We start from the raw sequence: 26,796 nt of genomic DNA, 5'->3' as shown, positions 1-26,796 counted from the left end.
ACCGCTTCGGAACCATCAACCTGAACCAGCAGGAATGAGCGGATCATGTGTTACCCATGTCTCCGCACACCTGTTACCCATGTCTCCGGTCCATACACCGCTGCAAAGAAAAGTAGGTGCCGCCCCGCACAGGGGCAACGCATGCATACCGACACGAAAACAAGAAAAAGCCAAACCCAAACCCACAAGACCCGCGACAAAAAAACCCGCCTAAAACCTCAACCACGCTCCTGCCGCTTCGCCCCTTCCTCCTGCGCTTCGAGCGCCCTCACCATCTCCTCAGCGGCGCGCTGCAACTCAGGCACGAAGCGCCGCACCGCCTCGGCCGGAGTAATGGCCTGCTCCAGATAGATCACGTTCAGGCTCGCGAGCACGCGTCCGTGCGCCTCGATCGCCGTGGCGAGCGCGCCAATCTTGCGCTGGTCGGCCCAGTCGCCGTGGTTCGAGCCGAAGCCGTCCGCGCGCGTCTGCCGCACGAGGTTGCGGATAAACGCCTTGTCCGCCGCGAGCTGTTGCTGCTGCTCGCCGCCCGCGCCCGAGCGCAGCAGCTCCAGAATGTCCTCGCGTTCCGCCTCGGGACACATCGCAAAGTACACGCGGCCCGCGGCCGTGAGCAGCATGGGAAGCCGCCGGCCCACCATCGCGCGGTGAAACGAGAGCGGGCTGAAGCGGTGCGTGGTCTCGCGTATCACCATGGCGTCGCCGTCGGGCGTCGTGAGGTCCGACGGCCAGACAGTGCGCTGCAGCATCTGCGCCATGATCGGCGGCGCAATCGTCGCAATCAGCTCGTCGTCGGTGAAGCCCTCGCTCAGCGCGCGCACGTTCATCGTGAGGCGGAAGCTGTCGTCCGATGCGCTGCGGCGCACGAACCTCTCCTCCACCAGGGTTTCCAGCAGGCGCCTCACCGTCGTGCGATGCAGCCCTGTCGCCTCGCTCAACTGCTGGCTCGTCGCACGCCCATTCTCCATGGCGTTGAGCGCCTGCAGTACCTGGAGACCGCGCGCCAGCCCCCGTACGTTCGCATACTTCGTCATCGGAAATGCCTTAAAAATCAACATTGTGCATTCTATGCACATTTCACTAAAAATGTTGAGCGCGCATCGGGCGGACCCTAGACTCGCTTTCATTCACCGGCGTGCGGCAAAACGTCTGAGCCGTTGATCCGTTCCAGGCAAGACCTGTCAGCATCCGCAGCGGCCACATAAGTCGCGCGAGAAGGAGACACATGAACACCCCCCTCGTCCAGCAGGCGGATACCGTCCGCCCTCGTCAGATCGCCACCGACGTCGCCATCATCGGCGCAGGTCCGGTCGGCCTCATGATCGCCAACATTCTCGGCCTGCAAGGCGTGCGTGTCACGGTCGTCGAAAAACTCGAGCAGATCATCGACTACCCGCGCGCCATTGGTTTGGACGACGAAGCATTGCGCGTGTTCCAGTCGATCGGTCTCGCCGACGCACTCCTGCCGCACACCACGCCCGATCACTGGATGCGCTTCGTCACGAAGGACGGCCACTGCTTCGCGTCGATCGAGCCGCGCACCGATGAATTCGGCTGGCCGCGCCGCAACGCTTTCATTCAGCCGCTCGCCGACCGCGTGCTCTACGAAGGGCTCGAGCGCTTCGAGCAGGTGGAAGTGCTGCTCGGCCACAGCGTCAACGCTTTCGAGCAGGATGCGCAGGGCGTGTCGATCGAAGTGAGCGATGCGAACGGCGAGCGCCGCACGATTCGCGCAGCGTATGTGGTGGGCGCCGACGGTGGCAACAGCCTCGTGCGCCGCGCGCTGAACGTGCCCTTCGAAGGCCGCACGAAGCCGAATCAATGGATCGTGGTGGACGTGCGCAACGACCCGATCGGCTCGCCGCACATCTACATGCATTGCGATCACACGCGCCCGTACGTTTCGGCTGCGCTGCCGCACGGCATTCGCCGCTTCGAGTTCATGGTGATGCCCGGCGAAACCGAGGAAGAACTCTCGAAGCCCGAGAATATGGCCGCGCTGATCCGCAAGGTGGTGGCCGATCCCGACAAGGTCGACTACATACGCAAGCGCGTCTACACGCACAACGCGCGCCTTGCCGAGACGTTCCGCGTGGACCGCATTCTGCTGGCCGGCGACGCGGCGCACATCATGCCCGTGTGGCAGGGCCAGGGCTACAACAGCGGCATTCGCGACGCGAACAACCTGGGCTGGAAGCTCGCGATGGTGGCGAAGGGCCAGGCCGACGCCCGCCTGCTCGACACCTATACCGTCGAGCGCCGCGCGCACGCACGCTCGATGATTCACCTCTCGGAAGTCGCGGGCGATATTTTCGCGCCCACCACGCGCTTTGGCGCGCGCTTTCGCGACGCCTTCGTGCGTTCGATGAACGTGTTTCCTTCGGTCAAGCGTTACTTCGTCGAAATGCGTTTCAAGCCGATGCCGCGCTATGAAGCGGGCGTGGTGCTGCTGCCGCCGCCGCAGAAGACGGGTGGCTGGCTCGCCCGCATGCTGGAGCGCTCGGGCAACTCCGCGCCGGGCCGCTTGCTCGGATTGATGAGCCAGAAGCGCGACTCGCTGATCGGTCGCCTCGCTTATGGCCGCGATCCGCTCGCCGCCTCGCCCGTGGGCCGCATGTTCATCCAGCCGCGCGTGCGCCTTGCCGATGGCCGCGTGGTGCGCCTCGACGACGCGATCGGCAATGGCTTCGCTGTGCTCGCCTGGGGCGCGGACCCGACCTTCGGCCTCACGCCGCAGGCGCGCGCGTTGTGGGAGCGCCTCGGCGCGCGCTTCGTGTTCGCGAAGCCGGACGTGCAGCTCGAATACGCCGAAGACGTGCCCGAAGGCGTGCTCGCGCTCGGCGACGTGCAGGGCCGCCTGAAAGACTGGTTTAGCCGGCTGCCCGAATCGGTCGTGCTGCTACGTCCGGACCGCTTCGTTGCGGGTGTCTGCTCGCCGCAGCAGGTTTCCGACTCGATCGTCGAACTCGCGGTCAAGCTCGGCATCACCGATATCGCCGATCTCGCGCAGCGCGAGGAGAGCGCCGCGGCCCCGCAAAACCGTCCCGCGCGCGGCATGGCCGTCGCGCGCGCAGCAGGAGCATGAGCATGCCGATTCACCTCGAATGTCTGTCGCACACGCCGTTGCACGGCTATTTCGACCCCGCGCCCGAAGTGGTCGCTGAAGTCGAGCGCATGGGCCGTGCCGCGCGCGAGCGTGTGGAAGCTTTCAATCCCGACCTGATCGTTGCGTTCGCACCCGATCACTTCAACGGCTTCTTCTATGACGTGATGCCGCCGTTCTGCATCGGCGCGCGGGCGGAAGCGATCGGCGACTTCAAGAGCATGGCCGGCACGCTGCCGGTGCCGGAAGCGCTCGCGCATACGCTCGCCGAGAACGTGCTCGCCGCCGATATCGACGTGGCGCTGTCGTACCGCATGCAGGTCGACCACGGTTGCGCGCAGGCGCTTGAAGTGCTTACGGGCGGTCTCGACTGCTACCCGGTGATTCCGGTGTTCATCAATTCGGTTGCGCCGCCCATGGCGACGCTGCGACGCGCGCGTCTGCTCGGCGACGCGATCGGCCGCTTTTTTTCGCGCAGCAACAAGCGCGTGCTCGTGGTGGGGTCGGGCGGTATTTCGCACGAGCCGCCGGTGCCGGAACTGCTCGGCGCGACCGCGGAAGTGGCGGAACGCCTGATCGCAGGCCGCAACCCGACTCCCGACTCGCGCGCCGCGCGCCAGGCGCGCACCGTGGCTGCCGCGAAGTCTTTCACGGTCGGCGACAGCCCTCTGCACCCGCTCAACGCCGAGTGGGACCGCGCGTTTCTCGCGCGCCTCGCCTCGGGTGAACTGACCGCCGTGGACGGCATGACCAACGCGGCAATCACGCGCGACGGCGGCAAGTCGGCCCACGAGATCCGCACGTGGGTTGCCGCGTTCGGCGCGCTGGCCGCGTATGGGCCGTACCGCGCGTCGCTCGACTACTACCGCGAGATTCCCGAGTGGATCGCGGGCTTCGCCACCATGCACGCCACGCCCGACGAGTCGCAATTGGCGCTCGCCGACGCGGCCTGATCGACAGGACTCCGGAGAATTCGCATGTCAGATTCCAAACTCGTCGCGGCCGTGGCCGCGCGCCTGCGCGAAGCCGAAGCGTCGCGCAATGTGATCGAGCCGGTGCGCGGCGAGATCGCAATGGACGATATCGCCACCGCGTATGGGGTGCAGCAAGCCAACGTCGATCTGCGCGTGGCGAACGGCGAGCGCATCGTGGGCCGCAAGATCGGCCTCACGTCGCTCGCAGTGCAAAAGCAGCTGGGCGTCGATCAGCCCGACTTCGGCGCGCTGTTCGCTTCGATGGCCTACGGCGATGCGGAAGCCATCCCGCTTTCGCAACTGATCCAGCCGAAGGTCGAAGCGGAAATCGCGCTCGTGCTGGAGCGCGACCTCACGTTCGAAAAGCACACGTTCGTCGACATTCTGCGCGCCAGTGCCTATGCACTCGCGGCCATCGAAGTGGTGGACAGCCGCATCCAGAACTGGGACATCCGCTTCGTCGACACCGTGGCCGACAACGCGTCGAGCGCACGCTTCGTGGTGGGTAGCCGTCCCGTGCTGCTCTCGCAGATCGACCTCACGGCCTGCGCCATGGAGCTTTTGCGCGACGGCGAGGTGCTCTCGCGCGGCAACGGTTCGGCCTGCCTCGGCAATCCGCTGAACGCGGCCGTGTGGCTCGCCGACCGCATGGTCCAGCTGGGCACGCCGCTGCGTGCGGGCGACGTGGTGCTCACGGGAGCGCTCGGGCCCATGGTCGCCGTGAAGGAACCCGGCACGTATACCGCGCAGATCGAAGGCCTCGGCAGCGTTCGCGCGATTTTCTCCGCCTGACAAAGGAATTCATATGGCTTCCGAAAAACTCAAGGCCGCGATCATCGGCTCCGGCAATATCGGCACGGATCTGATGATCAAGATCATGCGCAACAGCCAGCATCTTGAGATGGCGGCGATGGTCGGCATCGACCCGAACTCCGACGGCCTCGCGCGCGCCGCGCGCCTCGGCGTGGCCACCACGCACGAAGGCGTGGAAGGTCTCACGCGTCTGCCGGTGTTCAACGACATCGACTTCGTGTTCGACGCCACTTCGGCCGGCGCGCACGTGAAGAACGACGCGCTGCTGCGCAAGCTCAAGCCCTCGATCCGCGTGATCGACCTCACGCCCGCGGCTATCGGCCCGTACTGCGTGCCGGTCGTGAACATCGACGCGCACATCGAAGCGCCCAACGTCAACATGGTCACCTGCGGTGGCCAGGCCACGATTCCTGTCGTGGCCGCCGTGTCGCGCGTGGCGAAGGTGCACTACGCGGAAATCGTCGCTTCGATCAGCAGCAAGTCGGCGGGCCCCGGCACGCGCGCGAACATTGACGAGTTTACCGAAACGACTTCGAAGGCCATCGAAGTGGTGGGCGGCGCCGCGAAGGGCAAGGCGATCATCGTGTTGAATCCGGCCGAGCCGCCGGTGATGATGCGCGACACGGTCTACACGCTCTCCGAACTGGCGGACCGCGAGAAGATCGAGCAGTCGATCGAAGAGACCGTCGCGAAGGTGCATGCCTACGTGCCGGGCTATCGCCTGAAGCAGAAGGTGCAGTTCGACGAGATTCCCGCGAGCGCGCCGCTCAACATTCCGGGCCTCGGCAAGTTCAGCGGCCTGAAGACCTCGGTGTTCCTCGAAGTGGAAGGCGCCGCGCACTATCTGCCCGCGTACGCAGGCAATCTCGACATCATGACTTCCGCCGCGCTCGCCACCGCCGAACGCATGGCGCAGACGCTGCTCAGCGTACAAGGAGCGTAAAGCGATGAGCAAGAAACTCTATATCTCCGACGTGACGCTGCGCGACGGCAGCCACGCGATCCGCCACCAGTACTCGATCCAGAACGTGCAGGACATCGCCCGCGCGCTGGACCGCGCGAAGGTTGACAGCATCGAAGTCGCCCACGGCGACGGCCTGCAGGGATCGAGCTTCAACTACGGCTTCGGCGCACACAGCGACCTCGAATGGATCGAGGCCGTGGCCGACGTGGTCACGCACGCACAGATCGCGACGCTGCTGCTCCCCGGCATCGGCACGATTCACGACCTGAAGGCCGCGTATAACGCTGGCGCGCGCGTGGTGCGTGTGGCCACACACTGCACGGAAGCCGACATCTCGAAGCAGCACATCGAATACGCGCGCGAACTGGGCATGGACACGGTGGGCTTCCTGATGATGAGCCACATGACCACGCCGGAAAATCTCGCGGTCGAAGCGAAGAAGATGGAAAGCTACGGCGCGACCTGTATCTACGTGGTCGACTCGGGTGGCGCGCTCACGATGAACGACGTGCGCGACCGGTTCCGCGCGGTGAAGGCCGTGCTCAAGCCCGAAACGCAAACGGGCATGCACGCGCACCACAACCTGTCGCTTGGTGTGGCGAACTCGATCGTGGCCGTGGAAGAAGGTTGCGACCGCATCGATGCCTCGCTCGCGGGCATGGGTGCGGGCGCGGGCAACGCCCCGCTCGAAGTATTCATCGGCGCGGCTGAGCGCATGGGCTGGAACCACGGCACCGACCTCTACACGCTGATGGACGCCGCCGACGACATCGTGCGCCCGCTGCAGGATCGCCCGGTGCGCGTGGACCGCGAGACGCTCGCGCTCGGTTACGCGGGCGTGTATTCGAGCTTCCTGCGCCACTCGGAAGTGGCGGCGAAGAAGTACGGCCTGAAGACGGTGGACATTCTCGTCGAACTGGGCAAGCGCCGGATGGTGGGTGGCCAGGAAGACATGATCGTCGACGTGGCGCTCGACCTGAAAAAGCGCCAGGAAGCATTGCAGTCCTGATCAAGCACGCCGCGCATCGCCTTCGGGCGGTGCGCGGCGTTGCGGCTTATAGAGCCGCCGGAAAGAGCGGCTTACATCAATATCTGGAGACTTTCATGACGTCGCGAAACAGTAGTGCTGGAGGAAGCGAGACGAGCAGCAAGGCAACGATCGCTCTGTGTCTGGCGATTGCTCTGCTCGAAGGATTGGACCTGCAATCGGCGGGTGTGGCCGGGCCGCGCATGGCGAAGGAGTTTCATCTCGCTGTCGCGCAGATGGGTTGGGCGTTCAGCGCGGGCGCGATCGGCCTGCTGCCGGGCGCGGCGCTGGGCGGTCGTCTCGCCGACCGCTTTGGACGCAAGCGTGTGCTCATGTGGTCGGTGACGCTGTTCGGGCTCTTTTCGCTCGCCACGACGATGGTTTGGAACTTCGAGAGCCTGCTCGTCGCGCGTCTGCTCACGGGCCTTGGCCTGGGCGCTGCCATGCCGAACCTGATCGCGCTGTGCTCGGAGGCCGCGGGCCCGCAGCAGCGCAGCACGGCCGTGGGCGCGATGTACTGCGGCATGCCGTTCGGCGCGGCGATCGCGGCCGTGATCGGCATGCTCGGCACCAGCGAGGCGAGCTGGCGCGACGTGTTCTACGTTGGCGGCCTTGGTCCGATCGTGATGGTGCCACTGCTCGGGCTGTTCCTGCGCGAGTCTCAGCAGTTCGTGGCGGCGAAGGCATCGACTGCGGCGAAGGAAGGCGTGCCGGGCGTGGCGGAAGCGCTCTGGCGCTACGGCCGCGCGCGCACCACGATCGCGTTGTGGATCAGCTACCTCGGCACGCTGATCGTGCTGTACTTCCTGATGAACTGGCTGCCCTCGATGGTGCTTGCGCGCGGCCTCACGCGCGTGCAGTCCAACCTCGTGCTGATGATGTTCAACATCGGCGGCGGCGTCGGCGCGGTGGCGATCGCGACGATCATGGATCGCTTCGGCCGTCGCGGCACGGTGATCGGCATGTACGTGGGTATCGTCGCGGCACTCGCCGTGCTCGCGAACGCGGGCGGCGCAAGCTCCACTGCTGTGGGCGGCCTGCTGTGCGGCTTCTTCATCGTGGGTGGCCAGTCGGTGCTCTACGCGCTCGCGGGCCACGCCTATCCCACTGAAGTGCGCGGCACGGGCGTGGGCGCAGCGGTGGCGGTGGGGCGCCTCGGCTCGATTCTCGGGCCGCTCGTGGCGGGACAGCTCTTCGCGCTCGGTCAGAGTCCATCGATGCTGGTGGGCGCCAGCATTCCGCTCGCTGTGATCGCAGCACTCGCCGCACTCACCGTGGTGGGCGCATTCACGCAGCGCGGCGCGCTCGGTGCGCAGGGCGTCTGATATTGAAGGGGAGAAGGCGTATGCCTTCTCCGGCATGGGTTAATACGTTTTAGAGGATGGTCATCATGACGGGTACCGCACAAGCAATCACGGAAGCCTCGACGAGCAAGTTCGCGCGCGTGAAGGACGGCGAGGTCGAGTTCCAGATTCACTACAACGACGCGGGCGAGGGCGCCGAAACCGTCGTGATGTTGCACGGCTCAGGTCCGGGTGCGAGCGGCTGGGCGAACTTCAACCGCAACGTCGAGCCGCTCGTTGCGGCCGGCTACCGCGTGATCCTGATGGACTGCCCGGGCTGGAGCAAGAGCGACCCGGTCGTTTGCACGAGTTCGCGCTCGGAGTTGAACGGCCGCGTGCTCAAGGGCCTGCTCGACGTGCTCGGCATCGATCGCGTGCATATTCTCGGCAACTCGATGGGCGGCCACAGCGCCGTGGCCTTCGCGCTCGCCAACCCGCAGCGCGTGGGCAAGCTCGTGTTGATGGGCGGCGGCACCGGCGGCCCGAGCAATTTTGCACCGATGCCCACTGAAGGCATCAAGCTGCTGCAAGGCCTCTATCGCGAGCCGACCATCGAGAACCTCAAGCGCATGATGAACGTGTTCGTCTACGATGCGAGCGCGATCACTGAAGACCTGATGCAGGCGCGCCTCGACAACATGCTCACGCGCCGCGACCACCTCGAGAATTTCGTGAAGAGCCTCGCGACGAACCCGAAACAGTTCACCGACTATGGCCCGCGCCTTGGCGAAATCGCCGCGCCCACGCTCGTGATCTGGGGCCGCGACGACCGCTTCGTGCCGATGGATATCGGCCTGCGCCTCATTGCCGGCATGCAGAACGCGCAACTGCACGTGTTCAACCGCTGCGGCCACTGGGCGCAATGGGAGCACGCCGAGGCGTTCAATCGCATGGTGATCGATTTCCTGCAGCACTGAAGCACCGGCGGCGAGGGAGCGGCTTCGCGCCGCTTCGTATCGCTTCGTTTCGTGTACGAAGATGCGGCGTGCCTCGCGGTGCGCCGCATTTTTTTTGGCGAATGTGTCCACGAGCGCTCAAAAAAATAAGGTATTCGAAGTAATCGGCAAATGAAGTTCGCAAACCGGATTTCATGTGACGAATACGCCGACTCCCACGCCATCCGCCGCCCGGCCGTAGATAAACCAGAATTAACGTAGGGCGAATCTATTAGCTATTGACAAATTAATCCGAGCCCACCTATGATCGGTTCACTGCCTGGAGACGCGCGTGCCGCAAGCGTCCCGGCGAGCCGCGCGAGGCGCGCAAGACGCCGCGTATCAACGGTCTGCCTGGGCAGGCCGGAGTCATGTTTGGAGACAGGCAGATGCCCCAATCGATCGCCCCGGACCGCGGGTCCGAAGCTGCGCGCGCGCACCCCGCGCCCACTCACACGCTCACCCCCTCGAACGCGCAGGACGACGCGCTCTATCGCAAGGTCTCGGTGCGCGTGATTCCGTTCCTGTTCATTTGCTACGTCGTGTCGTTTCTCGACCGCATCAACATCGGTTTCGCGCAGTTGCAGATGAAGCACGATCTCGGCTTCAGCGACGCGATGTACGGCCTCGGCGCCGCCGTCTTCTACGTGGGCTACGTGCTGTGCGAAGTGCCGAGCAACATGCTGCTCGCCCGTTTCGGCGCGCGCCGCACGTTCATGCGCATCATGCTTTTGTGGGGCGTTGCCTCCACGTGCATGATGTTCGTGTCGAGCCCCACGCAGTTCTATGTGCTGCGCTTCCTGCTGGGCGTGTTCGAGGCGGGCTTCTTTCCGGGTATCGTGCTCTATCTCACGTACTGGTTTCCGGCGCGCCGCCGCGCCGCGGTGTTCTCGATCTTCTTCGCGGGCGTTGCGGTGGCGGGCGTGCTGGGCGGTCTCATCTCGGGCTGGATCATGCGCGACATGGTCGGCGTGCTGGGACTCGCAGGCTGGCGCTGGATGTTCGCGATCGAAGGGGTGCCGGCCGTGCTGCTCGGAGTGATGGCGGCGTTCTGCCTCGTAGACAGCCCCGAGAAAGCCACGTGGCTCAGCGGTGCCGAAAAGGCTCACCTCGTCGCGCAACGCGACGGCGAAGGCGAACACTCGCACGCGCATTCCACGCGCTCGTTCGGCGCGGCACTGCGCAACCCGCGCGTCTATCTGTTCTCGTTCATCTACTTTTCGCTGACCTGCGCTTCGCTCACGCTGAACTTCTGGATGCCGCTCATGATTCGCGACTTCGGCGTGCACGACGTGCTGTGGATCAGCCTCTACACGGTGATCCCGAACGCGGTGGGCGCGGTGGGCCTCATGTGGATCGCGCGCCGCTCGGACCGGCGCAGCGAACGGCGCTGGCACTTCGCGGCATGCACGATCGGCGGCGGTATCGCATTGGCGCTGCTTACGCTGCACCTGGCGAGCTTCGCCGCGATGATGGCGATACTGTCGATTGCGGCAGTGCTGATCTTTGCCGCGTTGCCGATCTTCTGGGCGGTGCCTTCGGCGTATCTCTCTGGCAAGGCCGCCGCCGCGGGGATCGCGCTCATCAGCAGTATCGGCATTACGAGCGGCATTGTGAGCCCGTGGGCGATCGGGCTCATCAAGACGCATACAGGCAGCATGGACAATGCGCTGTATGTGCTCGCGGCGTTGCTGGTGGTGAGCGGCGCGGCGCTGGTTGCCGGGGTGCCGGCGGCCAAGGCCGCGCGGTAAGACGCGATGCCCCGCATTCGCGCATGCGATGCGGGGGGCTCAAGCCGCATTCGAAGTGGCATTGGAAGCGGCATTCGAAGCGGCTTCAAAGCAGCATTCGCCGCACGTCTCACGCAGGCTTGAGCAGCGTGCGCCACTCAGGCAGCCTGCCCTCCGCATCCAATGCCTCGACAAGCGGCGCGGCGCGTTCCGCCAGCGCTTGCTGCACATCGGCGACGGCGTTGGCGAGTTCGCTCGACATGCCCAGACCCTCGAGCATCGCCGCCGCTTCGCGCATTTCTTCGGAGCGCCGCTGGCCGTGCTCGACCACGCGGCCAATCAGATACGACTCATAGCCGGTGTCCCAGCCCACGCCGGGGAAACTCGCGGCAAGCGAAGCGAGCACGCGATCGTCCACGCCGAAAGCGCGTGCGGCGAGCATTGATTGCACGCACATCGCCTCCATGCCCTTGATCATGATGCTGCGGCACAGCTTGATGGCGGATGCGAGCCCTACCTCCGATGCTACGGCCTGCGCCCGCATGCCGAGCCCGTTGAGCAATCCGGCCGTGTGCTCTGCAATGCGGCCGCCCAGCAATATCGGCACGCGTATGCCTTGCGGCGGCACCGGGGCCATCACAGCGGCTTCCACGTAGTCGGCCCCGCTGCGCTCTACGGCCTGGCTGTTGCGCTGCTTGACGGCGGGCGACACGGAGTTGAGGTCGATAAAGGTCTGGCCGGCAACCAGATACGCGGCGCACGCGCTCGCCGCCGCATCGGCCTGGCTCGCCGTGACGGCGGAAAACACGAACTGCGCGCCTTCCAGCGCGCAGGCGAGATCCTCGGCCACCTGCGCGCCGCTCTTGCTCGCGCGCTCGAGAATGGTGGCGCGCGTGGCGTCGTCCAGAAGCTTGATGTCGAAGGTCGAAACGTGCAGGCCGGCTTCGGTAAACGCGCGCGCAAAAATGGGTCCGACTTCGCCGAAACCGACGATCGCAATGCGTGTGACCGGTCGCTGGGTTTGCTGATCCATGATGGAACCCTGTCGATGACGTTGATGAAGAAGCGAACGCCGCAATTTCAAAATCGGGTTTCGTTTGGCTGAACCGTTGGAGGCTCGACGTGGGCCGCAGGACGCGGGTTCCCCGTGCGGCACGCATTGCGCATTGGCAAGCGGTGCCGGGTTTCGGCGCCACAGTGAGATCAATGCGGCACGGCAAGCTCCTCCAGCAGCCAATCGCGAAACGCGACCAGCACCGGGTGGCGCTGCGCACGCTCAGGATAGACCAGATAGTACGAGCGCGAACTCGACACTGCTTCGTAGGGGCTGAGAAGACGGTTCTCCTTCAGCTCGTCTTCCACGAGCATGCGCGGCACCAGACCCACGCCGATTCCGGCCACCACCGCCTGGATCAGATGCGACGTCAGCTCGAAACTCGGGCCGGGCCGCAGCGCATCGTGAGGCAAACCGAAATGTGCGCACCATTCGCGCCAGGCGTCGGGAAAGCTGCGCACGCGCAGCAGCGTGAGGCCTTCGAGGGCCTTGATCGTTGGCGCGGAGGCTCGTCTCGATGCGCTGGACGCAACGGCCGCGCGCCGCGATTTTCGCGCGGGGGGCAATGTAGCGGCATTGCCGACCAGCACCAGTTCCTCCGCATACAGCCGGTGCGCGGTCACGCCCGGCCAGCGGCCGTCGCCCACCACGATGGCGGCGTCGAGATCCTGGGTCGAAAAGTCGGCGGCCTCGATGCGCGAATCCAGGTCGATCTGCAGGTCGGGATGCGCCTGGTAGAAACGGTGCAAGCGCGGAAGCAGCCACTTGGCGCCGAACGTGGGCAAGGTCGCGACACGCAGCTGTGTTTTCGTGGCGTTGGACGTGAGGGCCTGCAGCGTTGCGCTGCGAATCAGCGTGAGTGCGTGGGAGATATCCGCCATATAGGCGCGACCGACGTCCGTCGGCACGATGCGTTTGCCTTCGCGCGTGAAGAGTGCCAGGTCGAGCATCGCTTCGAGCGCCTGAACCTGGCGGCTCACGGCGCTCTGCGTGAGCGAGAGTTCCTGCGCAGCACGTGTGAAGCTTTCGTGGCGCGCGGACGCTTCGAACGCGAGCAGCAGCGACATTGAAGGCGTGAGCTTGCGAAAATTCATTCATAAACCTCATGATCAACCCAACGAACTTACGTTTGTCGGTGGCCGGCCTCGGCGCCAGAATGCATCATTGGATAGGAAAATGAAGCAAAAGACGAGAGATTCGAGAGCACCATGACCATTGCCAGGCTTGCCGTCGCCGATTCCGGCGAACCATCGATCCGTCAATTTTTGCATGAATTGCAGGCGTCGGGTTTCGAGGGGGAGGTGGACACGAGCCACGCCACGCGCACGGTGCTGGCCACGGACAATTCGATCTACCAGCGCTATCCGCGCGCCGTCGTATTTCCGCGCCACGCGAAGGACGTGCAGCGCGTCGCGAGCCTGCTTGGCCGCGAGCCGTTTCGCGGCGTGGTCGTGACCGCGCGCGGCGGCGGGACGGGTACGAACGGACAGTCGCTGACCGAAGGTATCGTGGTCGATATGTCGAGGCATATGAACCGTATCCTTGAAATCGATCCGGTCGCGCGCACGGCCACGGTGGAGGCGGGCGTCGTCAAAGACCAGCTCAATGCGGAGCTGAAACGACATGGGCTCTTTTTCGCGCCGGAGCTTTCCACGTCGAATCGCGCGACCATCGGCGGCATGATCAGCACGGACGCGAGCGGGCAGGGCAGTTGCACCTACGGCAAAACGCGCGACCATGTGCTTGCGCTCGAAACGATACTGGCTGGCGGAGAGCGCCTTTCGAGCGAGCCAGTTGAAAACGCCGCGCTAGCGGCGCTCTGTGCGCGAAACGACAAGGTTGGCACTATATTTCGTACTACACACGATATAAGTGAGCGCGAAGCCGACTCGATACGCGAACGTTTTCCCGACCTGAATCGCTGTTTGACGGGCTACGATCTCGCCCATTTGCGTGACCGCGAGGGGCGGTTCGACATCAACAGCGTACTGTGCGGCTCGGAAGGTACGCTCGGCTTCATCGTGGAGGCGACGCTGAACGTCCTGCCGATTCCGAAGCATGCGGCATTGGTCAATATTCGCTACGAGGGCTTCATGGAAGCGCTACGCGATGCGCGTGCGCTGATGTCCCATCGTCCGCTTTCGATCGAGACTGTCGACTCCACGGTGCTGCGTCTTGCGCGCGAGGACATCGTCTGGCAAAGCGTGGCCGAGTTTTTCCCGCACGACGACGGCATCGAAGGCGGCGCAAGCGGCATCAACATGGTCGAGTTCAGCGGCGACGACGCAGACGAGCTGCGTTCGCGCGTGGCGGCGTTCGTCGAGCACTTGCGTACGGACACGAGCGTGAAGCGTCTCGGACACACGATCGCCGAAGGCGAAGCGTCGATCAACCGCGTCTACGCGATGCGAAAGCGGGCTGTCGGCTTGCTCGGCAACGCACGCGGAGCGAGCCGCCCGCAGCCGTTTGTGGAAGACACGGCCGTGCCGCCGGAGCACCTCGCCGACTACATTGCGGAGTTTCGCGCGCTGCTCGACGGGTTCGGCCTGCGCTACGGCATGTTCGGCCACGTGGATGCGGGCGTGCTGCACGTGCGCCCCGCGCTGGACATGCGCAATCCCGATGAGGCCGCGCTCGTGCGCCCCATTTCGGACGCCGTAGCGGCCTTGACGATCAAGTACGGCGGACTGCTGTGGGGCGAGCACGGCAAGGGCGTGCGCTCAGAATACGTGCCGGCGTATTTCGGCCCCTTGTATCCGGCGCTGCAACGGCTCAAGGCGGCGTTCGATCCGCACAACCAGCTCAATCCCGGCAAGATCGCCACGCCAGCGGGCGCGAGCGCGAAGCTGCTGAAGATCGACGCGACGCCGCTGCGCGGTGAACTCGACCGCCGCATCGACGAGCGCGTCTGGCAGGCCAACGCCGATGCTGTCCACTGCAACGGCAACGGCGCCTGCTACAACTTCGATCCGGACGATGCGATGTGTCCGTCGTGGAAGGCGACGCGGGAGCGCATCCATTCGCCGAAGGGACGCGCTTCGCTGATGCGCGAATGGTTGCGCATGCAACTGGATGCCGGGACGAATCTCGCCGCGCCGCCGGTCGTGGCCGCGTTGCCGGTGCGCATCGTCAACAGCGTGCGCAGGCAGCAAGGCGAGCCGGACTTCTCGCACGAGGTTTACGAGGCCATGGCAGGTTGCCTTTCGTGCAAGTCCTGCGCGGGACAGTGCCCTGTCAAGGTGAGCGTGCCCGAGTTTCGCGCGCGCTTTCTGGAGCTTTATCACACACGGTATTTGCGGCCGTTGCGGGACTATCTGATCGGTGCGCTCGAATTCACGGTGCCGCGCGTGGCAGCGGTGCCCGGCGCGCGCAGCCTGTATAACGCGCTGATGAGCACGCGTGCCGCGAAGTCGCTGCTCGAGCGCTGCCTTGGCATGGTCGATAGCCCGTTGTTGAGCAACGAGTCGTGGCGCGGCGCCATGCGTAAGTCTGGCGCGGAACTGGCGACGCCCGAACGACTCGCATCGCTCAGCGAAGCCGAGCGGCGGCAAAGCGTGATCCTGGTTCAGGACGCCTTCACTCGCTACTTCGAGACGCCAGTTGCAGCCGCTTTTCTGGAGCTTGCCGCGCGCCTGGGGTTCAAGGTGTTCGTCGCGCCTTTTCTGCCGAACGGCAAGCCGCTACATGTGCAGGGCTTTCTGCCACAGTTTCGCCGCGCCGCACGCCGCAACGCAGCGCAACTGGCCGCGCTCGCCGGGGCGGGCGTGCGGCTGGTTGGCGTGGACCCGGCCATGACGCTCGTGTATCGGCAGGAGTACCGGAAGATTGCGGATATCGAGGCCGTTCCCGAGGTCCAGTTGCCGCAGGAATGGTTGCTCGACGCGCTGCGCGGGCAAAAGAAGGCGTGTCTCGCGACGACGTCGTTTCGCCTGCTGCCGCATTGCACCGAGCGCACCAACGCCAGCGCCGCCACGAGCCTGTGGAAGGAGGTATTCGCGTTGGCGGGTCTCGCACTCACGACACCCGCTAGCGGCTGCTGCGGCATGTCGGGCACGTATGGTCACGAGGCACGCAACCGCGAGACATCGGAAAAGATTTTCGAGCAGTCGTGGGCGCGGCATGTCAATGCGGCGTCCAACGCGGAGCATGCGCAGGCCGAGTTGCTTGCCACCGGTTATTCGTGCCGTTGCCAGGTGAAGCGCTTGCGCGGGCAGCAGTTGCGTCATCCGGTTCAGGCGTTGCTGGATGCTTTACGTTGAACTTCAAGTAGTGCGCTTTCCGTTTCGCTGAATGCAGGGGCTCGAAATCGATCGGCTGGCGTCGTCGAACGCTTGCGTCGCACGCGCGACGCACATAGCCACATAAACCGCTTTTCGACAGGCTTGCCGTAGCGGAGCCGCCGAGGGACGTCGCGTTGCCGGTCGTGCATCAGGTGTCCAGACAGATCATCCGGACACCTGATGACCATCAAACAATCCCCGTCGAATAATAAACGGCGATGACGAAAAACACCGCCATCGTCTTGATGACCGTCACCGCGAAAATGTCACGATACGACTCGCGGTGCGTCAATCCCGTCACCGCGAGCAGCGTGATGACCGCACCGTTGTGCGGCAGCGTGTCCATGCCGCCGCTCGCCATTGCCACCACGCGGTGCAGCACTTCGAGCGGAATATTCGCGGCCTGCGCGCTCTTGATGAAGAGGTCGGACATGGCAGCGAGCGCGATGCTCATGCCGCCCGAAGCCGACCCGGTGATGCCGGCGAGCGCGCTCACGGAAACGGCGGCATTCACGAGCGGATTCGGAATGCTCTTGAGTGCGTCGCTCACGACGATGAAGCCGGGCAGCGCCGCAATCACGCCGCCGAAGCCGTACTCCGAGGCCGTATTCATCGAGGCCAGCAGCGCGCCCGCCACGGCCGCCTTCGTGCCGTCGGCGAAGCGCTTCTTCACGCGGCCGAATGCCGTCACGATCACGAGCACGATGCCGAGCAGCAGCGCGCCCTGCACCGCCCAGATCGCCACGACCTGCTTGACGGTGGCCGTGACCGGCGCATGGATGCCGGGCAGCACTTCGGGCGCGACGGTCACGGTGTCGCCGTACCACACCGGAATCCAGCGCGTGAGCAGGAAGTTCGCCACGCCCACCAGTATGAGCGGCGCGAGGGCGAGCAGCGCATGGGGCAGGTGTTCGGTCTGCACGCGCTCCGGTTCGTTCACGAGCGAGGTGCCATAGCCTTCGCCTTTCGCCATCGCGCTGCGCCGGCGCCATTCGAGGTACGTGAGGCCCACGACGACGATGAAGAGCGAGCCGATCAAGCCGAGCGCGGGCGCGGCCCAGGCGGTGGTCTTGAAGAACGTGGTGGGAATGATGTTCTGGATTTGCGGCGTGCCGGGCAGCGAATCCATCGTGAACGAGAACGCGCCGAGCGCGATTGCGCCGGGCATGAGGCGTTTCGGAATATCGCTCTGGCGGTAGAGCTCGGCGGCGAACGGGTACACCGCGAACACCACGACGAAGAGCGAGACGCCGCCATACGTGAGCAGCGCGCACACGGCCACGATCACGGCGTTCGCGCGCGAGCGCCCGATATAGCGGATCGCGGCGGCGACGATCGCCTCGGAGAAGCCCGATAGTTCGATGACCTTGCCAAATACCGCGCCGAGCAGGAACACGGGAAAGTAGAGCTTCACGAAGCCCACCATCTTCTCCATGAAGATGCCGGAGAAAACTGGCGCGACGGCGCCGGGGTCGGTGAAGAGGACGGCGGCGAGCGCGGCGATGGGGGCGAAGAGAATCACGCTATAACCGCGGTAGGCGGCGAGCATGAGGAACGCGAGCGCTGCGATAACGATAACAAACGACATGGCGTCTCCTGCAGGGCGATCGTATTGCGCGACGAGGCTTGTGGCGTGATCTATTGTCTTCCAGGCGGCTTTTCTTGCGCTGCGGCCGTGGTGCGTTGCAACGATTGTAGCGAATGCCGACGTCCGGTTATTGCGAGCATGGCCGCGCGGCCCTATCGTTGCGGGAGAAAGAAGCCCGGAAGCGGAGCGTGCGGGAGGCGGCGATGGGCACTATCGGTTCGAGCGAGCGTAGCGTGCGGCGCGCGCGTGCCAGGCCGGCGGCGGGGCTTGCGCTGGTGCTCGCTTGTGTCTTCAGTGTATGCAGTGGTTTCGCGGCGCGTGGTGCGTTGGCGCAGGAGTCGGCCGGAGCATCGTCGTCGGCATCGACTGCGGACGCGCAGCGCAAGAACTGGTACAACGATCCGTTCTTCGCGCTATCGAGCGCGATACGCGCCTGCCCGCAGCCGCTCGGCCCATTGATGACGCAAGCCGAAGCACAAGACGATGCCCACTACCGCGTGGAGCGCGGCACGACATGCTGGCTCGCGCACAAGTGCTCGAAGCCGAATTCGTATCTGTACGATGCCGACATCGCAGCGGCAGTTCGTCAGCGTTTGCAAGGCGATGCCATGTTCGCGGGCACGAGCGTCTGGATCACCGTGCAGCGCCGCTTCGTCTACGCGGAAGGCTGCGTGCCGGCTGGCTTCGACAACGCGGCGCTGGAGCGCAAGCTCGCCGCGATCCCCGATGTCGAGCAGGTGTTCGTACACCTGACTTCGGACCCGCGCGCGGCCCCGCCTTACAAGACGCTCTCGCCTGCCCCCTGAGCCGCGAGGCGCGGCGTTTATTGCGATGCGGCGCAGGCGGCCCGCGGCATGGCACAATCGCATCGTCGAAAAACCAAGAAAGCCCGTTGGGGTACACCAATGATTCGTCCCGGTTCGTCGTTGTTCCATTCGCGCAAGTTGCCGTTGACGGCGTGCGCCTTAGTCTTGATCGCGGGGCTTGCCGCATGCAGCAGCGCACCGCCGCTGTTTCTTTCGGACGGCCGTCCAACGGTCCAGGTGCAATGCTCGGCTGCGGGCGATCGCGATTCTTGCGCACAGCAGGCGCGCGCGCGTTGCGGCAACGCGGGCTACGACAAAGTCGACAATTTCACCAGCGGTGACAATTACACGCTCGTCTTCGCCTGCCGGGCGGCCCAATAAGCGTGTCGCGACGGCGTGCGCCTCAGCCGTCGGCGGTGCTGGCACCGCGTGCCGGGAGGTTCAGCAGAAGGCGTAGCAAGTCGGGCTGGCGGCGCGTCGCCGTTTTCTGAAAGATCGATTGCAGTTGCTTGCGCACGGTGTCGTGTTGCACGCCCACGTGTGCAGCGATTTCCTTTTGCGTGAGGCCTTCCCCGAGCAGCAGAGCGATCCGGCATTCGGCCGGCGAGAGATCGAAGGCCGAGGCGAGTACCTGCTCGTCCACAGGCGGCGCGGAGCGCGAGTGATAAAAGGTCAGGGCCGCAAAGGCGCGCAGTTCGGAGGCCGACGCATCGTCGGCCGTGACCACCGTATAGAACACGTAGAGCACTTCCTGCTGGCCCGCGGCAAGTTTCGCTGGCGGCTGAACGCGGTGCGCTGCGTGCGGATCCGATTGGGTCCCTTCACGCGTGGCCGGTACTGCGGCGGTGTCAGTGAAGTCGGGGTTGTCCGGCTTGTTGAGCTTGTCGGGCGTGTCGGGCGTATCGGCCGTGTCGGGAGTCGCGCCGCCAACGATGCGCAGCGCGCGAAAGCGCGCCGCAGCCGCGCGCGCGCCGCTCGCCCGGCTGCGTAGCCGCGCCTCGCTCACGGCGATGTCTTCGAGCAGGTGCGCGTGGTGGGGCGCGGCGAGCGTGAGCCGCCGGCCGCGCACGCGAACGAGCGAGGTCGCCTTCAAGAGCCGCTGTGCGGGCTCGTTGCAGTGGATCACTTCGCCGAGCGCGCTCACGAGCATTGCGGGCGGGCGTGAGCGGTTCGCGAGCGAGTCGGCGTTCAACGTGCAGCGTCGCGCATACAGGCGCGCCGCGCGGATGAGGTGCGGGGTGAGCCGCTCGAGCAACTCGCGATGGCCGGCTGCGAGCGGCTTCGCATCAGCGGCGGCGCTGCACGCGAGCATGACGGTGAGGCTTTGCTGCTCGATGAGCTTGCACAGCGCCAGGCAGCGATGGCTTTCCTCGGGCGCACTGAGCTCGAAGCCGGCCGCAACGGCGTCGTTCGCGCCATCGGGTTCGACGCAATGCAGCCACTTGCCCGCCGGGTAGGCGCGCAGCCACGCGAGACGCGCATCGTCGCGATAGAGCGGGCGAATTCGCTCGAGCGGCTCCGCGCTCGCGAGCACGAAGCCGTCGCTCCAGGAAAAGAGATCGCGTTGCCGGTCGAAGGCAAACAAATGAACCGACGCCACGCCGAGGGTTTCACGTAAATGCGCGCAAAAATCCTTCCATGCGCAAGGATTTTCGATTGTTTCGTAAACGGCATGCAGCAGGCGATCGTATTGTGGTTCGTTTGTTTTCACGCCATTCTCATTGTTCGAGCCTCTAGCGGGATATCGGCGCGCAATAATGCATTACGCATAGCCTTCCACAAATGAGGAATATACAGATGCATTGGCGCCCGTTAATCTGCGTTCCGGTATGGGTGCGGGTACAACCGTCAGCGTGGCGGACCTGTCACCGGAATTCCGTTCGCTAACCAACGGATAGGCAGGTGCGGCGATCCTCTTCTGGATTTGAAACGATGAAAAAAACGCAAAATCGGCCGCGGCTCGTATTCAATAAGGGTTGCCAGCGCAATGCCAATACCGCTGGTTTATCCACGATGCGCACAATAGCGCCAATGCGACGAAAGTGAGTGCGCGCTCCATTTAAGTGCGCTCTCGATAAAACTTGTCATTACGGGGGCAGCGATGAATCATCACCAACTCGAAAAGGACATTGAGCACCTCGAGCACATCATCGCGCGGCTTTCTGGCCGTGACCGTATTCCGCTTTCCTACTGGCGCGGCCGGCTCGACTCGGTGTCCAGCGCGAATCTCGTGCCTTCCCAGGCGCTGCGCGTGAAGCGGCTCGACGAAGCGCTGCGCGCGCTCGAAAGCCGTCTGGAACACGAATCGGCACAACAGCGGCATCGTTAGCGCGAAGCGCTGCGGCGGTCTCGTAAAAATAGCGCGCCCTCAGGCACACTCGGGCTCCAAACCGGTCACAATGTCACGGTTGCGACTGAACTGGAGATGACGTCTCATGCCGAGCTACAAACAATTGACCGCCCAGTTGGAGAAGCTTCATAAGGAAGTGGCCGTGGCGCGTGAAAAGGAAGTTGCCCAGGCGATCGCCGAGATCAAGGAAAAGATCGCGGAGTACGACATCACCGCGGAGGAACTGGGTTTCTCGAGCCGCCATCCGGGCGCCGCGCGCAAGAAGGCAGCGCCGGCCCGCTACATGAATCCGAAAACCGGCGAGACCTGGAGCGGCCGGGGCCGCGCGCCGGGCTGGCTGGCGGGCAAGAACCGCGAGCGCTTCCTCATCAAGGAGTGACGGGCAGCCCGTTAGACACGGGACACAAGCCGCCTCGGATATACGGAATTGTGGATCTCGCGGCGGCTCCGGTTCCCCGTTCCCGTAAAAGCTCACCTCAGACGCTGCGTCGCACGCGTGAGCGCCGCGCAACGCCGCTGAACGAAGCGTTCGTATCGAGGGCAAGTGTCTGTCGCGAAAGGAAGTTTTCGCGAAAATGGGGCGTGTTCCGCGAACCCGGACGATCACCTTCGACCGTTTCGCGCCCCGATCCCGTAAAGGCTCACCTTTGGCGGCTCCCGGGTGCCTGTCCACGTGCGTTGCGCGGTGGCGTGCTCGCGCCGCCCCGGGCAGCGCTGTCAAATCCGGCCTGAACCGCTGCCGCCGCCCGGCCCGAATCGGTGGCCGAACTTGCATCAAACCTTTAGTCGGCGGCCCGAATGCCGTGTATCATTCGGTCCCGGCGCCGTTCTGCGCGGGCATCCCTGGTACATTCCCGATCGCTCGTGCTATTTGCCGCGCGAAGCCGCTACGCGCACTGCTGCGCAGTGGTCGCGTCAAGCCGCCCGCAAGCGCCGCCGCGCTCGCTGCAACCCCCGCCGCGCGGTCCGGTTGCCCGAATTCATCTGTGATACCCGCCCTATCCATGTCAGTAGCCGAACTCAGACGCCGCCGCACGTTCGCGGTCATTTCTCACCCGGACGCGGGCAAGACCACGCTCACCGAAAAGCTGCTGCTGTTTTCGGGCGCGATCCAGATCGCGGGCACCGTGAAGGGCAAGAAGAGCGGCCGCTTCGCGACCTCCGACTGGATGGAGATCGAAAAGCAGCGTGGCATTTCGGTCGCGAGCTCGGTCATGCAGTTCGAGTACGGCGACGCCGTCATCAACCTGCTCGACACGCCGGGCCACGAGGACTTCTCGGAAGACACCTACCGCGTGCTGACGGCCGTCGATGCGGCCGTGATGGTGATCGACGGCGCGAACGGCGTGGAAGCGCAAACGCTCAAGCTGCTCGAAGTCTGCCGCAGCCGCAAGACGCCGATCCTCACGTTCATCAACAAGCTCGACCGCGAAGTGCGCGAGCCGCTCGACCTGCTCGATGAAATCGAGCAGCACCTCGGCGTGGCGGCCGTGCCGTTCACCTGGCCCATTGGCATGGGCAAGGAGTTCCAGGGTGTCTTTGACATCCAGCGCGACCAGGTGCGCGTGTTCCGTGCTGGCGAGGAAACGCTCGGCGGTGCGGTGGAAACGCTGCAGGGCATTTCGGACGAACAAGGCGAAGCGCGCTTCGGCTATCACTGGAAGCGCACCAAGGAAGAGGTCGAGCTGATCACGGGCGCGACGCCCACGTTCGATCGCGAAGCCTTCCTCGCGGGCGAGCAGTCGCCGGTGCTGTTCGGCTCGGCGATCAACAACTTCGGCGTGAAGGAAATTCTCGATGCGCTCGTCGACCTCGCGCCGCCGCCCTCGCCGCGCATGACGGTGCAACGCCCCGTCTCGCCCGACGAGCCCAAGTTCACGGGCGTCGTGTTCAAGGTGCAGGCCAACATGGATCTGGCGCACCGCGACCGCGTGGCGTTCATCCGTGTGTGCTCGGGCCGCTTCGAGCGCGGCATGCAGTTGAAGGTCACGCGCAACAACAAGACCTTCCGTGCAAACAACGTGGTGAGCTTTCTCTCGCAGCGCCGCGAGACCGTGGCCGAGGCGTACCCTGGCGACATCATCGGCATTCCTAATCATGGCACGCTGAGCCTCGGCGATACGCTCACCGAAGGCGAAGACCTGCAGTTCACGGGCTTGCCGTTCTTCGCGCCGGAAATCTTCCAGACCATCGAAGTGGTCGACCCCATGCGCGCGAAGCAACTGGGCGAGGCGCTCAAGCAACTGGGCGAGGAGGGCGCGATTCAGGTGTTCCGCCCGCTCCACGGCGGTGCGACGATCCTGGGTGCGGTGGGGCAACTGCAGTTCGAAGTGGTGTCGCACCGCCTTGCGGCGGAATACAAGGTGGCCGTGCGCATCATGCCGGCGCGTTATCGCCTCTCGCGCTGGGTCACCTGCGACGATCCGGTCGAGCTGCGCCGCTTCACCGATTCGTACGCCGCGCGCATGGCCTACGACGCGTCGAATGCGCCGACCTATCTCGCTTCGCACGTTTCGGAAATCGAGGTCGCGCAAAAGGCCTGGCCGAAGATCGTCTTCAACGAGCTGCGCGAGCACTCGGGCGCGCCTTTCCGCAAGGCGTTGTAAGTTCGGCTTATCCTGCGAGCCGGCAACGCGCTACGCCACGCGCTCAGGCGTGGCTAGCGCGATTCCTTTGCCGCCTTTACGAAGGCTTCCGCGAGCTTGTCGAAGTGCTTGAGCGCGGCCGGCGTGAGCTCGATCTGCTTGCGTCGCGCGTCTTCCGTGTCGCTGAGCGTGAGCCAGCCCTTTTCCCGCATCGAGGTGACGCGCGCGTGCAGCGTGGCAGGCGAGCCTAGCTCGCTGTGCGCCATCATGTCCCGCACCGAGAGCTGTTCGTTCTTCTGGTTCACGCGCGCCACGAACTCGAGAATCTTTTCTTCGAGCGGATCGAGCGCGGGCAGCGAAGGCAGGCCGCGCAAGGCTTCGGTCAGCTGCAGGAAGCGAAGGTAGATGTCGGCAGGGCGGGTCATGAGTCGCGCTCACTCGAGATCGATGCGGGGCCATTCGAAAGCGTGCCAGGCCACGGATGCTACCGCGCCAGAATCGGACGTGGTGGATTTTATCGCAACGCGACCCTGACGATCTCGCGGTGACAGGCGTGCCAGGGCGGCAGCGCGCAGTGCGACGCCAGGTCGCTGCGAATCCGCGCAAGCGCGGCGGCCGAAAAGCGCGCAACGCCTGCGCGCTTGCCCTATGCTCTTTCGTGGTGGCCGTAGAGGACAAACTGGCGCTGCGCCGCTCTGGCGCGTATTCGAACTACGAGTTCGACCCAGGCGTTCGATCCAAGCGTTCGCCCCCCCGCTTTCGACCAACGCATTCGACCCACGAGGAGTGCCTGTGACCGTACGCAATCTCGCAGCGGTGTTCGAGCCGAAGTCCGTGGCCGTGATCGGCGCTTCGCAGCGTCCTCGCAGCATCGGCAACATGGTGTGGCAGCGGTTGATCGAGGGCGGCTTCACGAGCCCGTTATGGGCCGTCAATCCGCGCCATGCGGGCGACCCGGAGGCGTTCGACGGCCGCCCCGTGGTCGCCGATGCGGGCGACCTGCCCGAGGCCCCCGGCGTCGCGATCATCTGCACGCGGCCGGCCACCTGGCCCGCGCTCGTGCACCGGCTGGGCGGCATGGGCACGCGCGCGGCCATCATCGTCGGCGAGGTGCGCGACGAAGCCGACAGCGCCGACCTGCGCCATGCGCTGGCGGCAGCCCGCCCGCACCTGCTGCGCATCGTGGGTCCCGGCAGCCTCGGCGTGCTCACGCCGGCGCTGAACGCGCAACTGGGGGCGGCGGCTTCGATTGCGCGCAAGGGCGGCGTGGCCTGGGTCTCGCAGTCCAACGCGCTCACCAACGCCGTGCTGAGCTGGGCCGGCGCGCGCGGTCTTGGCTTCTCGCACGTGATCGCGCTCGGCGACGAAGCCGACGTCGACGCGGGCGACGTGCTCGACTACCTCGCGAGCGACCCCGGCACGCGCGCCATCCTGCTCGAAGTCGACACGGTCCGTGCTGCGCGCAAGTTCATGTCGGCGGCGCGCGCGGCGGCGCGCAACAAGCCCGTACTCGCGCTGCGCAGCGGCCGCGACGACCCGGGCGATGCGCTGTACACGGCGGCGTTCCGGCGCGCGGGCATCGTGCGCGTCGATACGCTCGACGACCTGCTCGACGAAATCGAAACGCTTGGTCTCGGCCGCGTGGCCGCGAGCGATACGGCCACGCTCATCACGAGCGATCACGGCGTGGCGACCCTCGCGCGGGACGCCTTCACGAAGGCCGGCGACACGCTCGCGCACTGGGACGACGAAGCGCTCGCGGCGGTGCAGGCCGCGCTGCCGCACGCGCAGGCGGGCAATCCGCTCGTGCTCGGCGATACCGCAACCCCCGAGCACTTCGGCCTCGCGTTGCAGACGCTTGCGCCGCAGCGCTCGAGCGGCACGGCGTTCGTCGTGCATGCGCCCACGCACAGCGCGCCGGTGGAAGAGGTGGCGCACACGCTGATCGAGCATCAGCGCTTCGCGTATCGCGGCGTGCTTGCGTGCTTTTTCGGCGGCGTGGACGCAAAGACCCGCGACGAGCTGCACGCCCACGGCATTCCCGTGCATACCACGCCGCTCCGGCTCGCGCGCGCGTTCGCGCGTCTCGTCGATTACCGGTTGGGGCGCGAACTGCTCATGCAGACGCCCGAGACCATGCCGGCCCAGGGCGCGGCCGCCATCGAGGCGGCGCAAGGCGAGGCGCGCGCGGCGCTGGCGGCCGGGCACACTGAACTGGAGGGCGAGGAGGCGGCCAGATTGCTGGCGCGCTTCGGACTCGTCACGCAGGCTCAGGACGAGCCGGGCGAGAAGCCGGTGGTCGACGTAACGGTGACGTTTCGCGACGACGACAACTTCGGCCCGGTGTTCCGGTTCGTCGCGCCTTCGCCGGACGACATTTCGCCGCCCCTGCGCGTCTACAGCCTGCCGCCGCTGAATCCCGTGCTTTCGCGCGACATCGTCGCGCGCTCGCCCTACGCGCGTTACGTGGCGCCCGAGCCGACGCTGACCGCGCTCACCGCGCTTTCGCAGGTCGTATGCGAGGTGCGGGAGATCGTTGGCGTGCGCTTGACGCTGCGGGTGCTGCCCGAGGCGACCGTGGTGGTCGCGCCATGCCTTCAGCTCGCGGAAAAGCGCAGCCGCTTTGCGATCATGCCGTATCCGCGCCGGCTCGAAGAAACGGTCGACTGGCATGGCGAGCGCGTCACGATCCGGCCGATCCGCCCCGAAGACGAGGCCATGCACCGCACCTTCGTCGAGTCGATGACACCCGACGACCTGCGCCTGCGCTTCTTTGCGGCGGTGCGCAGCTTCGATCACTCGCAGCTCGCGCGCATGACGCAGATCGACTACGACCGCGAAATGGCGCTGGTTGCGGTCGCCGAGGGCGAGGACGGCCAGCCGCGCACGCTGGGTGTCGTGCGCGCCGTGGCCGACCCGGACAACGAGACCGCCGAGTTCGCGGTCGCGACCCTGTCGAATCTCAAGGGGCACGGTCTCGGCCGCCTGTTGATGTCGCGCATCATCGAGTACGTGCGCTCGCGCGGCACGCACTGGCTGCTCGGCGAGGCGTTGCGCGAAAACGCGCCGATGATCGGGCTGGCGCGCGCCTGCGGCTTTACCGTCACGCCCACGGAAGACCCGGGTGTGGTGGGTTTTCGCATGCCGCTGGACTGAGGCGGCGGCCGCGCGGTTTGGTCGCGGTTTGGTTGCCGCTTGCCCGTCGTTTGTGGGCGCGGTTTGTCCGCCGCTTGCCTGCCGCTTG

The 26,796-nt window shown here is 65.4% G+C and carries 21 protein-coding genes; 15 read left to right on the top strand and 6 right to left on the bottom strand.

The features are described 5' to 3' along the window. Positions 1-218 precede the first annotated feature (218 nt). On the bottom strand, positions 219-1,034 hold the full coding sequence (locus VMJ11_RS32780) for a DNA-binding transcriptional regulator (protein WP_325625238.1): 816 nt from the start codon (positions 1,032-1,034) through the stop codon (positions 219-221). A gap of 191 nt (positions 1,035-1,225) precedes the next feature. On the opposite strand from VMJ11_RS32780, the gene VMJ11_RS32775 reads away from it, so the two are divergent. From VMJ11_RS32775 to VMJ11_RS32740, 8 genes are all read left to right on the top strand, one after another. Continuing rightward, positions 1,226-3,085 carry a bifunctional 3-(3-hydroxy-phenyl)propionate/3-hydroxycinnamic acid hydroxylase gene (locus VMJ11_RS32775; protein ID WP_325625236.1) on the top strand — a complete coding sequence of 620 codons (1,860 nt, stop codon included), beginning with the start codon at positions 1,226-1,228 and terminating at the stop codon, positions 3,083-3,085. 2 nt (positions 3,086-3,087) lie between these two features. Continuing rightward, positions 3,088-4,056 (top strand): 3-carboxyethylcatechol 2,3-dioxygenase, encoded by a 969-nt coding sequence (locus VMJ11_RS32770; RefSeq protein ID WP_325625234.1) that lies wholly within the window; start codon positions 3,088-3,090, stop codon positions 4,054-4,056. 24 nt (positions 4,057-4,080) lie between these two features. Next, positions 4,081-4,869, top strand: coding sequence for a 2-keto-4-pentenoate hydratase (mhpD, locus tag VMJ11_RS32765; RefSeq protein WP_325625233.1), 789 nt, complete (start codon positions 4,081-4,083; stop codon positions 4,867-4,869). A 13-nt stretch (positions 4,870-4,882) separates the two neighbouring features. Next, the gene (locus VMJ11_RS32760) at positions 4,883-5,833 is read left to right on the top strand and encodes an acetaldehyde dehydrogenase (acetylating) (protein ID WP_325625232.1); all 951 of its coding nucleotides are present in this window, start codon (positions 4,883-4,885) and stop codon (positions 5,831-5,833) included. A gap of 4 nt (positions 5,834-5,837) precedes the next feature. Continuing rightward, entirely contained in the window at positions 5,838-6,863 is a 1,026-nt protein-coding gene (dmpG, locus tag VMJ11_RS32755) for a 4-hydroxy-2-oxovalerate aldolase (RefSeq protein ID WP_325625231.1), read from the top strand. 95 nt (positions 6,864-6,958) lie between these two features. Then, the gene (mhpT, locus tag VMJ11_RS32750) at positions 6,959-8,206 is read left to right on the top strand and encodes a 3-(3-hydroxy-phenyl)propionate transporter MhpT (protein ID WP_325625230.1); all 1,248 of its coding nucleotides are present in this window, start codon (positions 6,959-6,961) and stop codon (positions 8,204-8,206) included. 65 nt (positions 8,207-8,271) lie between these two features. Continuing rightward, positions 8,272-9,141, top strand: coding sequence for an alpha/beta fold hydrolase (locus VMJ11_RS32745; protein ID WP_325625228.1), 870 nt, complete (start codon positions 8,272-8,274; stop codon positions 9,139-9,141). Positions 9,142-9,548: 407 nt separating this feature from the next. Beyond that, on the top strand, positions 9,549-10,910 hold the full coding sequence (locus tag VMJ11_RS32740; protein ID WP_325625227.1) for an MFS transporter: 1,362 nt from the start codon (positions 9,549-9,551) through the stop codon (positions 10,908-10,910). Between the two features lie 109 nt (positions 10,911-11,019). Here the strand turns inward: VMJ11_RS32740 and VMJ11_RS32735 are convergent, their stop codons facing one another. Further along, the gene (locus VMJ11_RS32735; RefSeq protein ID WP_325625225.1) at positions 11,020-11,922 is read right to left on the bottom strand and encodes an NAD(P)-dependent oxidoreductase; all 903 of its coding nucleotides are present in this window, start codon (positions 11,920-11,922) and stop codon (positions 11,020-11,022) included. Positions 11,923-12,092: 170 nt separating this feature from the next. Further along, on the bottom strand, positions 12,093-13,037 hold the full coding sequence (locus VMJ11_RS32730) for a LysR substrate-binding domain-containing protein (RefSeq protein ID WP_325625224.1): 945 nt from the start codon (positions 13,035-13,037) through the stop codon (positions 12,093-12,095). Between the two features lie 114 nt (positions 13,038-13,151). On the opposite strand from VMJ11_RS32730, the gene ydiJ reads away from it, so the two are divergent. After that, positions 13,152-16,202, top strand: coding sequence for a D-2-hydroxyglutarate dehydrogenase YdiJ (ydiJ, locus tag VMJ11_RS32725; RefSeq protein ID WP_325625222.1), 3,051 nt, complete (start codon positions 13,152-13,154; stop codon positions 16,200-16,202). 208 nt (positions 16,203-16,410) lie between these two features. Here the strand turns inward: ydiJ and VMJ11_RS32720 are convergent, their stop codons facing one another. Then, positions 16,411-17,811, bottom strand: coding sequence for a GntP family permease (locus VMJ11_RS32720; protein WP_325625220.1), 1,401 nt, complete (start codon positions 17,809-17,811; stop codon positions 16,411-16,413). A 203-nt stretch (positions 17,812-18,014) separates the two neighbouring features. On the opposite strand from VMJ11_RS32720, the gene VMJ11_RS32715 reads away from it, so the two are divergent. After that, positions 18,015-18,617 (top strand): BON domain-containing protein, encoded by a 603-nt coding sequence (locus tag VMJ11_RS32715; RefSeq protein WP_325625218.1) that lies wholly within the window; start codon positions 18,015-18,017, stop codon positions 18,615-18,617. A 48-nt stretch (positions 18,618-18,665) separates the two neighbouring features. After that, positions 18,666-18,998: a hypothetical protein gene (locus tag VMJ11_RS32710; RefSeq protein ID WP_325625217.1), complete on the top strand. Its 333-nt coding sequence runs from the start codon at positions 18,666-18,668 to the stop codon at positions 18,996-18,998. A 22-nt stretch (positions 18,999-19,020) separates the two neighbouring features. On the opposite strand, the gene VMJ11_RS32705 is transcribed toward VMJ11_RS32710, so the two are convergent. Then, positions 19,021-20,328 carry a helix-turn-helix transcriptional regulator gene (locus tag VMJ11_RS32705; protein ID WP_325625216.1) on the bottom strand — a complete coding sequence of 436 codons (1,308 nt, stop codon included), beginning with the start codon at positions 20,326-20,328 and terminating at the stop codon, positions 19,021-19,023. Between the two features lie 390 nt (positions 20,329-20,718). Between VMJ11_RS32705 and VMJ11_RS32700 the strand changes: the two genes are divergently transcribed. The 3 genes from VMJ11_RS32700 (at position 20,719) to VMJ11_RS32690 (ending at position 23,573) form a co-directional block, all read left to right on the top strand. Beyond that, entirely contained in the window at positions 20,719-20,946 is a 228-nt protein-coding gene (locus VMJ11_RS32700; RefSeq protein ID WP_325625214.1) for a hypothetical protein, read from the top strand. A gap of 106 nt (positions 20,947-21,052) precedes the next feature. Continuing rightward, positions 21,053-21,346: an H-NS histone family protein gene (locus VMJ11_RS32695; protein ID WP_325625213.1), complete on the top strand. Its 294-nt coding sequence runs from the start codon at positions 21,053-21,055 to the stop codon at positions 21,344-21,346. Between the two features lie 625 nt (positions 21,347-21,971). Then, positions 21,972-23,573, top strand: a complete 1,602-nt coding sequence (locus VMJ11_RS32690) for a peptide chain release factor 3 (RefSeq protein WP_325625211.1) — start codon at positions 21,972-21,974, stop codon at positions 23,571-23,573. Positions 23,574-23,626: 53 nt separating this feature from the next. Here VMJ11_RS32690 and VMJ11_RS32685 read toward each other — a convergent pair whose 3' ends face one another. Next, on the bottom strand, positions 23,627-23,977 hold the full coding sequence (locus VMJ11_RS32685; protein WP_325625209.1) for a winged helix-turn-helix domain-containing protein: 351 nt from the start codon (positions 23,975-23,977) through the stop codon (positions 23,627-23,629). A 367-nt stretch (positions 23,978-24,344) separates the two neighbouring features. Here VMJ11_RS32685 and VMJ11_RS32680 point away from each other — a divergent pair, with 367 nt between their 5' ends. Next, entirely contained in the window at positions 24,345-26,708 is a 2,364-nt protein-coding gene (locus VMJ11_RS32680) for a GNAT family N-acetyltransferase (RefSeq protein WP_325625207.1), read from the top strand. The last annotated feature ends 88 nt before the right edge of the window (positions 26,709-26,796 follow it).

The sequence above is a fragment of the Paraburkholderia sp. genome, assembly GCF_035501035.1.
Classification (GTDB): domain Bacteria; phylum Pseudomonadota; class Gammaproteobacteria; order Burkholderiales; family Burkholderiaceae; genus Paraburkholderia.
The sequence above is the reverse complement of the archived record's forward strand: the minus strand, read 5'-3'. Positions and strand labels throughout refer to the sequence as shown.

Excerpts from the sequence above, each read along its gene's own strand:
- VMJ11_RS32780 (WP_325625238.1), bottom strand. The coding sequence starts at position 1,034 with ATGACGAAGTATGCGAACGTACGGGGGCTGGCGCGCGGTCTCCAGGTA.
- VMJ11_RS32775 (WP_325625236.1), top strand. The coding sequence starts at position 1,226 with ATGAACACCCCCCTCGTCCAGCAGGCGGATACCGTCCGCCCTCGTCAG.
- VMJ11_RS32770 (WP_325625234.1), top strand. The coding sequence starts at position 3,088 with ATGCCGATTCACCTCGAATGTCTGTCGCACACGCCGTTGCACGGCTAT.
- mhpD (WP_325625233.1), top strand. The coding sequence starts at position 4,081 with ATGTCAGATTCCAAACTCGTCGCGGCCGTGGCCGCGCGCCTGCGCGAA.
- VMJ11_RS32760 (WP_325625232.1), top strand. The coding sequence starts at position 4,883 with ATGGCTTCCGAAAAACTCAAGGCCGCGATCATCGGCTCCGGCAATATC.
- dmpG (WP_325625231.1), top strand. The coding sequence starts at position 5,838 with ATGAGCAAGAAACTCTATATCTCCGACGTGACGCTGCGCGACGGCAGC.
- mhpT (WP_325625230.1), top strand. The coding sequence starts at position 6,959 with ATGACGTCGCGAAACAGTAGTGCTGGAGGAAGCGAGACGAGCAGCAAG.
- VMJ11_RS32745 (WP_325625228.1), top strand. The coding sequence starts at position 8,272 with ATGACGGGTACCGCACAAGCAATCACGGAAGCCTCGACGAGCAAGTTC.
- VMJ11_RS32740 (WP_325625227.1), top strand. The coding sequence starts at position 9,549 with ATGCCCCAATCGATCGCCCCGGACCGCGGGTCCGAAGCTGCGCGCGCG.
- VMJ11_RS32735 (WP_325625225.1), bottom strand. The coding sequence starts at position 11,922 with ATGGATCAGCAAACCCAGCGACCGGTCACACGCATTGCGATCGTCGGT.
- VMJ11_RS32730 (WP_325625224.1), bottom strand. The coding sequence starts at position 13,037 with ATGAATTTTCGCAAGCTCACGCCTTCAATGTCGCTGCTGCTCGCGTTC.
- ydiJ (WP_325625222.1), top strand. The coding sequence starts at position 13,152 with ATGACCATTGCCAGGCTTGCCGTCGCCGATTCCGGCGAACCATCGATC.
- VMJ11_RS32720 (WP_325625220.1), bottom strand. The coding sequence starts at position 17,811 with ATGTCGTTTGTTATCGTTATCGCAGCGCTCGCGTTCCTCATGCTCGCC.
- VMJ11_RS32715 (WP_325625218.1), top strand. The coding sequence starts at position 18,015 with ATGGGCACTATCGGTTCGAGCGAGCGTAGCGTGCGGCGCGCGCGTGCC.
- VMJ11_RS32710 (WP_325625217.1), top strand. The coding sequence starts at position 18,666 with ATGGCACAATCGCATCGTCGAAAAACCAAGAAAGCCCGTTGGGGTACA.
- VMJ11_RS32700 (WP_325625214.1), top strand. The coding sequence starts at position 20,719 with ATGAATCATCACCAACTCGAAAAGGACATTGAGCACCTCGAGCACATC.
- VMJ11_RS32695 (WP_325625213.1), top strand. The coding sequence starts at position 21,053 with ATGCCGAGCTACAAACAATTGACCGCCCAGTTGGAGAAGCTTCATAAG.
- VMJ11_RS32690 (WP_325625211.1), top strand. The coding sequence starts at position 21,972 with ATGTCAGTAGCCGAACTCAGACGCCGCCGCACGTTCGCGGTCATTTCT.
- VMJ11_RS32685 (WP_325625209.1), bottom strand. The coding sequence starts at position 23,977 with ATGACCCGCCCTGCCGACATCTACCTTCGCTTCCTGCAGCTGACCGAA.